The 10381-nt window shown below is 54.1% G+C and carries 9 protein-coding genes and 1 pseudogene; all 10 read left to right on the top strand.

The window, feature by feature from the left end; translation table 11 throughout:
- Positions 1-2650, top strand: a pseudogene (locus INT22_RS01900) (DNA-directed RNA polymerase subunit beta'); the annotation flags it as partial.
- A 198-nt stretch (positions 2651-2848) separates the two neighbouring features.
- Positions 2849-3223, top strand: a complete 375-nt coding sequence (gene rpsL / locus INT22_RS01895) for a 30S ribosomal protein S12 (protein ID WP_009098973.1) — start codon at positions 2849-2851, stop codon at positions 3221-3223.
- A gap of 141 nt (positions 3224-3364) precedes the next feature.
- Positions 3365-3835, top strand: a complete 471-nt coding sequence (gene rpsG / locus INT22_RS01890) for a 30S ribosomal protein S7 (RefSeq protein ID WP_018917738.1) — start codon at positions 3365-3367, stop codon at positions 3833-3835.
- Between the two features lie 167 nt (positions 3836-4002).
- Positions 4003-6126 carry an elongation factor G gene (gene fusA, locus INT22_RS01885; RefSeq protein ID WP_089040011.1) on the top strand — a complete coding sequence of 708 codons (2124 nt, stop codon included), beginning with the start codon at positions 4003-4005 and terminating at the stop codon, positions 6124-6126.
- Positions 6127-6155: 29 nt separating this feature from the next.
- Positions 6156-7349 carry an elongation factor Tu gene (tuf, locus tag INT22_RS01880; protein ID WP_089040010.1) on the top strand — a complete coding sequence of 398 codons (1194 nt, stop codon included), beginning with the start codon at positions 6156-6158 and terminating at the stop codon, positions 7347-7349.
- A 160-nt stretch (positions 7350-7509) separates the two neighbouring features.
- Complete coding sequence (gene rpsJ / locus INT22_RS01875; protein WP_009098983.1) at positions 7510-7821, top strand: 30S ribosomal protein S10; 312 nt, start codon at positions 7510-7512, stop codon at positions 7819-7821.
- A 150-nt stretch (positions 7822-7971) separates the two neighbouring features.
- On the top strand, positions 7972-8610 hold the full coding sequence (gene rplC, locus INT22_RS01870; RefSeq protein ID WP_009723904.1) for a 50S ribosomal protein L3: 639 nt from the start codon (positions 7972-7974) through the stop codon (positions 8608-8610).
- 15 nt (positions 8611-8625) lie between these two features.
- Positions 8626-9231 (top strand): 50S ribosomal protein L4, encoded by a 606-nt coding sequence (rplD, locus tag INT22_RS01865; protein ID WP_038480381.1) that lies wholly within the window; start codon positions 8626-8628, stop codon positions 9229-9231.
- On the top strand, positions 9228-9524 hold the full coding sequence (gene rplW / locus INT22_RS01860) for a 50S ribosomal protein L23 (protein ID WP_009723902.1): 297 nt from the start codon (positions 9228-9230) through the stop codon (positions 9522-9524). Before rplD ends, rplW begins: the two co-directional genes overlap by 4 nt.
- A 17-nt stretch (positions 9525-9541) precedes the next feature.
- Positions 9542-10372 carry a 50S ribosomal protein L2 gene (gene rplB / locus INT22_RS01855; RefSeq protein WP_009723901.1) on the top strand — a complete coding sequence of 277 codons (831 nt, stop codon included), beginning with the start codon at positions 9542-9544 and terminating at the stop codon, positions 10370-10372.
- The last annotated feature ends 9 nt before the right edge of the window (positions 10373-10381 follow it).

Here is a 10381-nt window from a genome sequence, read left to right as displayed (position 1 = left end):
CGAAGGCATGGTGTTCTCTGACCTTAATGAGGTGGAGCGCGCGTTCGGCACGCAGTCGGTATCGCTGCACGCTCGCGTGAAAGTGCGTCTGGACGAAGTCGATGTCGAAGAAGAGACCGGCGAGCGTAGTTTCCATCGCCGCATCTACGACACGACGGTTGGCCGTGCGCTACTGTTCCGCATTTTGCCGGAAGGTGTGCCGTTCTCGCTAATCGATCAGCCGATGAAGAAAAAGGCGATCTCTAGCTTGATCAACGAGGTATACCGTCGTGCGGGCTTGAAGCCGACGGTTATCTTTGCTGACCAACTGATGTACACCGGTTTCCGTTTGGCAACCTGGTCGGGCGCCTCTATCGGTGTTAATGACTTCGTTATTCCTGATGCGAAAACCGAGATTGTCGACGCTGCAGAAGCGGAAGTTAAAGAGATCGAAGATCAGTTCTCTTCTGGCCTGGTAACCGCCGGTGAGAAGTACAACAAGGTCATCGATATCTGGTCGAAGGCCAACGATAAAGTTGCCAAGGCGATGATGGTAGGTATCTCTAAAGAGACCGTCATCGACCGTGAAGGCAACGAAGTTGAGCAAGACTCGTTCAACAGCGTCTTTATCATGGCTGACTCCGGTGCGCGTGGTTCTGCCGCCCAGATCCGTCAGTTGGCGGGTATGCGTGGTTTGATGGCTAAGCCGGATGGCTCGATCATCGAAACGCCGATCGTCGCCAACTTCCGTGAAGGTCTGAACGTACTCCAGTACTTCATCTCGACCCACGGTGCTCGTAAAGGTCTTGCGGATACGGCTCTGAAAACGGCTAACTCCGGTTACCTGACCCGTCGTCTGGTTGACGTTGCCCAGGACTTGGTCATCACTGAGACCGATTGTGGCACCGAAAACGGCTTGACCCTGCACCCGATCATCGAAGGTGGCGACATCATTGTACCGCTGTCTCAGCGTGTACTTGGTCGTGTCGTTGCGATTGATGTTATTGATCCAAGTAATGATGAAGTGCTTATTCCGCGCGGCACATTGCTGGACGAAAAGTGGTGTGCATCGCTAGACACCATGGGCGTAGACGAGATCATTGTTCGTTCTACCATTACTTGTGACACTGCCCACGGCGTGTGTGCCTCCTGTTATGGTCGCGACTTGGCGCGTGGCCATCAGGTCAACATTGGTGAGTCTGTCGGTGTTATCGCCGCACAGTCCATCGGTGAGCCGGGTACCCAGCTGACCATGCGTACGTTCCACATCGGTGGTGCGGCGTCGCGTTCATCGGCAGTAGACAGCGTTCAGGTCAAGCATGGCGGTAAAGTACGTCTCCACAACATCAAGCATGTAGAGCGGGCCGACGGTAAGTTGGTCGTTGTCTCTCGTTCCAGTGCACTTGCTGTTGCTGATGACCATGGCCGCGAGCGTGAGTACTACAAGCTGCCTTACGGCGCCGAGCTGTCTGTTCGTGACGGTGATGTCGTCGATGGCGGTGCGATTGTCGCGAAGTGGGATCCGCACACTCACCCGATCATTGCCGAGGTAGAAGGTAAGGCGCAGTTTATCGACCTTGACGAAGGTGTCACCATGCACCGTAGCGTCGACGAAATGACTGGTCTGTCGTCTATTGAGGTTATCGAGTCGGCAGCCCGTCCGATGGCAGGCCGCGATAAGCGCCCGATGGTGATGCTGAAAGATGCTGCTGGCGAGTACGTGTCGGTGTCTGGATCGAATACGCCGGTACAGTACCTGCTGCCGGGCAACTCGATTATCTCCGTCGATGATGGCGCTACCATTGGTGTAGGTGAGGTTGTTGCACGTATTCCGGTAGAGGCGTCTGGTAACAAAGATATTACCGGTGGTCTGCCGCGTGTTGCCGACTTGTTTGAGGCGCGCAAGCCGAAAGAGTCGTCAATCTTGGCTGAAATCAGTGGTGTGGTCAGTTTCGGTAAAGAGACAAAGGGTAAGCGTCGCTTGACGATTACCCCAGAGTCTGGCGACCCGTTTGAAGCGTTGATCCCGAAATGGCGTCAAATCGCTGTCTTCGAGGGTGAAACCGTTGAGAAGGGTGAAGTAATCTCGGATGGTCCGAGCAACCCCCACGATATCCTGCGGTTATTGGGCGTGGCGGAACTGGCCAAATACATCACCGCCGAAGTGCAAGATGTTTACCGCCTCCAGGGTGTAGGCATCAACGATAAGCATATCGAAGTTATTGTTCGCCAGATGCTGCGTAAGGTAGAGATCTCTGATTCAGGCGACTCTGACTTTATTACTGGCGACCAAGCTGAACTCGTCCGCGTGCTAGAACAGAATGCGCGTCTCGAGAAAGAAGGTAAATTCCCGGCCAAGTATCAACGCTTGCTGCTGGGTATCACTAAGGCCAGCTTGGCCACTGAGTCGTTCATTTCAGCGGCGTCGTTCCAGGAAACGACACGTGTATTGACCGAGGCAGCGGTAACCGGCAAGCGCGATTATCTACGCGGCCTGAAAGAAAACGTGGTGGTTGGACGTCTGATTCCGGCAGGTACCGGTCTGACTCACCACGCAGAGCGTCGTCGCAAGCGCGAAGACGTTGAGCGTCTGTTCAATCCCTCGGCTACCGAAGTTGAACAGGAGCTTGGTGCTCAGTTAACCGCCCTTGATTCAGACGATGAGCTGTAATCGACGGTAAGGAAAACGAGTAACAACGAGTCGCTGGCCCTTATGGCGCAGTCTTGCTGGTTAAACCGCCAGCAAGACTTGACGCCACCTAGGGTCAGCCTTTAGAATGCGCAGCCTTTAACAGTGGGGTGGGTGCGCCCGCACCTGCTGTTAGTATTTGTTGAAAGGCCAGGCAACCATTGGAGTCAGCTAAACACCATGGCAACGATTAATCAGCTAGTGCGCAAGCCGCGTAAGCGCCCCGTCACTAAGAGTGACGTACCTGCGCTACAGGCATGCCCGCAGAAACGTGGCGTTTGTACGCGCGTTTATACTACTACCCCTAAGAAGCCGAACTCGGCCCTTCGTAAGGTCTGCCGTGTGCGCCTTACCAACGGTTTCGAAGTGTCTTCTTACATCGGTGGTGAAGGTCACAACCTGCAAGAGCACTCTGTTGTTCTGATTCGCGGTGGTCGTGTAAAGGATTTGCCAGGTGTGCGTTATCACACCGTTCGTGGCGCCCTTGACACCTCTGGCGTACAGAACCGTAAGCAGGGTCGTTCTAAGTACGGTACCAAGCGTCCGAAGTCCTAAGGCGTCTTGTTGCGGCGTTTTATGACGCTGGCGTTGTTACCTTAATATGAATATGACGGTCTGATAAGAGTAAGGTCGGGCGGCGCGAATAGCGCAATTGGTCCCGGGTTTACCTGAAGGATCCTTAATTGAGGGCTTATCATGCCTAGAAGAAGAGTTGTAGCTAAACGCGAAATCCTGCCGGATCCTAAGTTCGGAAGTGAGCGTCTGGCGAAGTTCATGAACCACCTGATGGTCAGCGGCAAGAAGTCCATAGCTGAGCGCATCGTTTACGGTGCGTTGGACAAGGTTGCCGAGCGTAGTAGTGAAGAGCCGCTGGAAATCTTCGACAAGGCGCTGGAAACTATCCAGCCGATGGTTGAAGTAAAGTCGCGCCGTGTTGGTGGTGCGACCTATCAGGTGCCGGTCGAAGTTCGTCCTTCGCGTCGCCAAGCCCTAGCAATGCGCTGGTTGGTGGACGCTGCGCGTCGCCGCGGTGAGAAAACGATGGTTCAGCGCCTGGCAGGTGAAATGCTGGATGCCGCTGAAGGCAAAGGCTCGGCTGTTAAGAAGCGTGAAGATGTGCACCGTATGGCAGAAGCCAACAAGGCCTTCTCTCACTATCGTTTCTAAACTCGGCGTTTCTGAGTTTGTGTTTGGTTTTGTTGGTTGTGCTGCGCTAAAGAGTTCTTTCGCCATGCTGCAACACGCTGTCGCTATCCTTGTTGATGGCGGCAGTGGAATACACAAAATGAACACTGCTGAATTAACGAGCATCGCCAACTAACGGGAGCTTCACCGTGGCACGCAAGACTCCACTTAATCGTTATCGCAATATCGGTATCGTCGCTCACGTTGACGCGGGTAAAACCACGACGACTGAGCGCGTGCTTTTCTATACCGGCTTGAACCACAAGTTGGGTGAAACGCATGAAGGTGCCTCGACTACCGACTGGATGGAGCAGGAGCAGGAGCGTGGTATTACTATCACCTCGGCTGCTGTTACTACCTTCTGGAAAGGTATGAGTCACCAGTTTGATGAGCACCGCATTAATATCATCGACACCCCGGGGCACGTTGACTTCACTATCGAGGTCGAGCGTTCTTTGCGTGTTCTTGATGGTGCTGTTGTTGTACTGTGCGGCTCCTCCGGTGTTCAGCCGCAGACCGAAACGGTCTGGCGTCAGGCTGATAAGTACGAAGTTCCGCGTATGGTCTTCGTCAATAAGATGGACCGTACTGGCGCTGATTTCTTCATGGTTGTTGACCAGTTGAAGGAGCGCTTAGGTGCTAATACTGTGCCGATTCAGATTAACTGGGGCACAGAGGAAGACTTTAAAGGCGTTATCGACCTGATTCAGATGAAGGCTATCCTGTGGGATGAGGAAAGCCTGGGTATGAATTATGAGCTTGTTGATATTCCGGCTGAGCTGCAGGAAACGGCCGAGACGTATCGCGAGCAAATGGTTGAAGCCGCTGCCGAAGGCTCTGAAGAGCTGATGGATAAGTACTTGGAAGGCGGTGAGCTGTCGATTGAAGAGATCAAGGCTGGTCTTCGTGCGCGTACGTTAGCCAACGACATTGTTCTGGTGACCTGTGGTTCTGCATTTAAGAACAAAGGTGTCCAGGCAGTGCTTGACGGCGTTATCGAATACATGCCTTCGCCGACTGAAGTTAAGGCGATCGAAGGTGAGTTGGACGACAAAGATGGTACCGTGGCAACTCGTGAGGCTGATGATAGTGCTCCGTTTGCAGCGTTAGCGTTTAAGATCGCTACCGACCCCTTCGTTGGTACTTTGACCTTTATTCGCGTCTACTCGGGCGTTCTGAAATCTGGTGACGGCGTTTATAACTCCGTTAAGCAGAAGAAAGAGCGTGTTGGTCGTATCGTTCAGATGCATGCCAATTCGCGTGAAGAGATCAAGGAAGTACTTGCTGGCGACATCGCGGCATGTATCGGTCTGAAAGACGTCACCACGGGTGACACCCTGTGCGATATCGATAACAAAATTGTTCTCGAGCGCATGGAGTTCCCGGATCCGGTTATCTCGGTAGCCGTTGAGCCGAAGTCGAAGGCTGATCAGGAAAAGATGGGTGTTGCACTGGGTAAACTTGCCCAGGAAGATCCTTCCTTCCAGGTGAAAACCGACGAAGAAACCGGCCAGACCATTATTTCTGGTATGGGTGAGCTGCACCTCGATATCCTTGTTGACCGTATGCGTCGCGAGTTCAAGGTTGAAGCCAATATCGGTAAGCCTCAGGTTGCTTATCGCGAAACAATTCGCGGCAACATTGAGCAAGAAGGCAAGTTCGTGCGTCAGTCGGGTGGTCGTGGTCAGTATGGTCACGTTTGGCTGCGCATTGAGCCGCTGACTGCAGCAGAAAAGGGTGAAGGCGAAGACGAACTGTTCTTCAAGTTCAACTCTGAAATCGTAGGTGGTGCGGTTCCCAAGGAATACGTGCCTGCGGTTGAGAAGGGTGCCTACGAACAGCTCAAAAACGGTGTCATCGCGGGTTACCCGATGATCGACGTTAAAGTAACGCTGTTTGATGGTTCCTTCCATGACGTGGACTCTAACGAGACTGCGTTCAAGATTGCTTCTTCTATGGCAGTGAAAGAAGGTGCCAGGAAGGCCAAGGCCGTGCTGCTGGAGCCGGTGATGAAGGTCGAAATCGTGACCCCCGAAGAGTTTATGGGTGACGTCATGGGCGACCTGAGCCGTCGTCGCGGTCTGGTGCAGGGTATGGATGACTCCTCTTCTGGTAAAGTCATTCGTGCAACGGTGCCACTGGGTGAGATGTTCGGTTATGCAACCGATTTGCGCTCACAAACCCAGGGCCGCGCGAGCTACTCTATGGAGTTCGCGAAGTACGAGGAGGCGCCCTCCAGCGTCGTTGAAGCCGTCATCAATCAAAACGGTTAACCGTTAGCTAACGTAAAGAGGTTATAGCAGTGGCTAAGGAAAAATTTGAACGTTCCAAACCGCACGTCAACGTCGGCACCATCGGTCACGTCGACCACGGTAAAACGACCCTGACAGCGGCCCTAACCCGTGTGTCTGCTGAGGTTTTCGGCGGCGACTGGCGTGAGTTTGATACCATCGATAACGCTCCTGAAGAGCGCGAGCGCGGTATCACCATCGCTACGTCTCACGTTGAGTATCAGTCTGAAGAGCGCCACTATGCGCACGTTGACTGCCCAGGACACGCTGACTACGTCAAGAACATGATCACCGGTGCTGCGCAGATGGATGGCGCAATCCTGGTATGTTCTGCTGCTGATGGCCCGATGCCGCAGACGCGTGAGCACATCCTGCTGTCTCGTCAGGTTGGCGTTCCGTTCATCGTTGTGTTCCTGAACAAAGCGGACATGGTCGATGACGAAGAGCTGCTTGAGCTGGTTGAGATGGAAGTTCGTGAACTCCTCGACGAGTACGACTTCCCGGGTGACGACACGCCGATCATCACTGGTTCTGCGCTGATGGCTCTGAACGGTGAAGATGAGAACGGCATGGGTACTACTGCTGTTGCGAATCTGATTAAAGCTCTGGATCAGTACATTCCTGAGCCGGAGCGTGCTATCGACCAGCCGTTCCTGATGCCGATCGAAGACGTGTTCTCTATCTCTGGCCGCGGTACTGTCGTTACCGGTCGTGTAGAGCGCGGTATCGTTAAAGCAGGCGAAGAAGTGGAAATCGTGGGTATCCGCGACACCACTAAAACCATCGTTACCGGTGTTGAAATGTTCCGTAAGCTGCTCGACGAAGGTCGTGCAGGTGAGAACGTTGGCGCTCTGCTGCGTGGTACTAAGCGTGATGACGTCGAGCGTGGCCAGGTTCTGGCTAAGCCGGGCACCATCAACCCGCACACCACCTTCGAAGCAGAAGTTTACGTATTGTCCAAAGAAGAAGGTGGTCGTCACACGCCTTTCTTCAAAGGCTACCGTCCCCAGTTCTACTTCCGTACCACTGACGTAACGGGTACTTGTGAACTGCCGGAAGGTGTTGAAATGGTAATGCCGGGCGACAACGTTAAGATGGTTGTTACCCTGATTGCTCCAATCGCTATGGACGAAGGTCTGCGCTTCGCAATTCGCGAAGGTGGTCGTACCGTTGGTGCTGGCGTTGTTGCAAAAATCGTCAAGTAAGCTTGCTTGATTGATTGATCAAGGGGGCTCTTGCGAGCCCCCTTTTCTGCGCACCAATAGCAAATGTTTGACATGGGCTTTTGGCGTGCCTATAATGCGCATCCTTTGAATGCGTGGGTAGACGGCTCGCGCCGTCGACATCCATTGGAGTTTAGGGCAAATGCAGAACCAAAAGATTCGCATTCGGTTGAAAGCGTTCGACCATCGCCTGATTGATCAGTCCACAGCGGAAATCGTTGAAACCGCTAAGCGTACTGGTGCTCAGGTTCGTGGTCCGATCCCGCTGCCGACCAACCGCGAGCGTTACACCATTCTGATTTCACCGCACGTCAACAAAGATGCGCGTGATCAGTATGAGATTCGTACGCACAAGCGTGTGCTCGATATTGTTGAGCCAACCGAGAAAACTGTTGATGCGCTGATGAAGCTCGATCTCGCCGCTGGCGTAGACGTGCAAATCAAGCTCGACTAATTACACTAGACACTTGCGGCCCAGCGCTCATTAATTTTTAGAATGAGCAGCAGCCGCCGCGCCGTGAGGCGCCACACAATGTGCTAGTGGAATGCTCTGGAAAGGGCAGCCATAGCGGGTGATAGCCCCGTACACTATAGGAGACTGAGTATGACTATCGGTTTAGTCGGTAAAAAGGCCGGGATGACCCGTGTCTTTACCGAAGATGGCGCTTCCGTGCCCGTGACCGTTATTGAAGTTGATCCTAACCGTGTAACGCGCGTTAAGACTCTTGAGTCTGACGGTTACGCAGCGGTTCAGGTCACCACAGGTTCTCGTAAAGCTAAGCACCTCACCAAAGCGCAAGCTGGTCAGTTTGCCAAGGCGGGTGTTGAGGCTGGTCGTTCACTGATGGAATTCCGTCTTGCAGAAGGCGAAGAATCTCCGGAAGTGGGTGGCGAACTCACCGTATCCCTCTTCGAAGCTGGTCAAATGATTGACGTGACCGGCACCTCTAAGGGTAAAGGCTTCCAGGGTGCTGTTAAGCGCTGGAATTTCCGTACCCAAGACAACACGCATGGTAACTCCCTGTCGCACCGCGCGCCGGGCTCTATCGGCATGTGTCAGACTCCGGGTCGCGTATTTAAAGGCAAGAAAATGGCCGGTCAAATGGGTAATGCCCGTTGCACCGTGCAGAGCCTTGAGATCGTCCGTGTCGACGCCGAGCGTAACCTGCTGCTGATCAAAGGTGCTGTTCCGGGCGCGACCGGTAGCGATGTTATCGTTCGCAGCGCCGTGAAAGCTCGCTGAAGGGGATAATTACCAATGAATCTGAATCTTGCTGCAGGCACGGGTACCGTTGAAGTAGCCGATGCCACTTTTGGCAAAGAATTCAACGAAGCGCTGGTTCACCAGGTGGTAACCGCCTATTTGGCTGGTGGCCGTCAAGGTACCCGCGCTCAAAAGAACCGTTCCGACGTACGTGGTGGTGGTAAGAAGCCGTGGCGTCAGAAGGGTACCGGTCGTGCACGTGCCGGTACTATCCGCTCTCCGCTATGGCGCAGCGGCGGCGTAACTTTCGCGGCGCGTCCTCAGGACCATAGCCAGAAAGTAAACCGCAAAATGTACCGTGCGGCGATGCGTTCCATCCTGTCTGAACTCGTACGTCAAGAGCGTCTTGTCGCTGTTGAAGAGTTTAGCGTTGAAGCGCCGAAGACCAAGCAGGTAGCTGCCAAGCTGAAAGAGCTCAACCTTGAGAAAGTGTTGATCGTCACCGAAGAAATTGACGAGAAGCTCTATCTGGCCGCACGCAACCTTCCCCACGTTGACGTGGTGGATGTCGCTGCAGCTGATCCGGTGAGCCTAGTAGCCTTTGATAAGGTTCTGGTCACCGTCTCCGCCCTGCGTAAATTCGAGGAGAAGCTGGCATGAACCAGGAGCGCGTATTTAAGGTTCTGCTTGGACCGCACGTGACCGAAAAGGCCGCGATGGCAGCCGAGCGCAACCAGTACGTTTTCAAGGTGGCATCTGATGCTACCAAACCCGAGATCAAGAAAGCCGTTGAAGCACTATTCGGCAAGAAGGTCGGCAGCGTTCAAGTATTGAACGTGAAGGGGAAAACTAAGCGTACTGCTCACGGCGTTGGCCTGCGTAAGGGTTACCGCAAAGCGTATGTGACCCTGGCTGCGGGTGAAACGCTCGAAGACTTCTCTGGCGCCGAATAAGGGCAGGAGTACGGATAATGGCAATCGTCAAGACCAAACCCACATCCGCCGGTCGTCGCCACGTCGTTAAGATCGTTGGTGAGGAACTGTACAAAGGCCGTGCTTATGCACCGCTTTTGGAAAAACAGTCCAAGTCCGGTGGCCGTAACAACTACGGTCGCATCACCACCCGCCACGTGGGCGGTGGTCACCGTCAGCACTACCGGTTGATCGACTTCAAACGCACCAAAGATGGCATTCCAGCCACCGTTGAGCGTCTTGAGCACGATCCGAACCGTAGTGCGCATATTGCACTATTGAAATATGCAGATGGTGAGCGTCGTTACATCATTGCACCGAAAGGTGTCAGCGCGGGTGACGTGCTGGAATCTGGTGTGAACGCGCCCATCAAAAAAGGCAATGCTTTGCCGCTGCGCAATATTCCGCTTGGTTCTACCGTTCACGGTATCGAACTGAAGCCGGGTAAAGGCGCGCAGATTGCTCGCAGTGCCGGTACTAGCGCTCAGCTGGTTGCTCGTGAAGGTAACTACGCCACCTTACGTCTTCGCTCTGGCGAAATGCGCAAAGTGTTGGCTGAGTGCCGCGCAACTCTGGGCGAAGTGAGCAACTCCGAGCACAGCCTGCGTCAACTTGGCAAGGCCGGTGCGAAGCGCTGGAGAGGCGTGCGTCCGACTGTTCGCGGTGTCGCGATGAACCCGGTGGATCACCCGCACGGTGGTGGTGAAGGCCGCACCAGTGGTGGTCGTCACCCGGTATCCCCATGGGGTGTGCCGACTAAGGGTCACAAGACGCGTAAGAACAAGCGCACCGACAAGCTGATTATCCGTCGTCGTAACAAGACGCGTTAATCGAAATTG

Origin of the sequence: Halomonas sp. 3D7M (assembly GCF_014897885.1) — a bacterium.
Taxonomy (GTDB): Bacteria; Pseudomonadota; Gammaproteobacteria; order Pseudomonadales; family Halomonadaceae; genus Vreelandella.
This window is presented reverse-complemented; position numbering and strand designations above follow the sequence as displayed.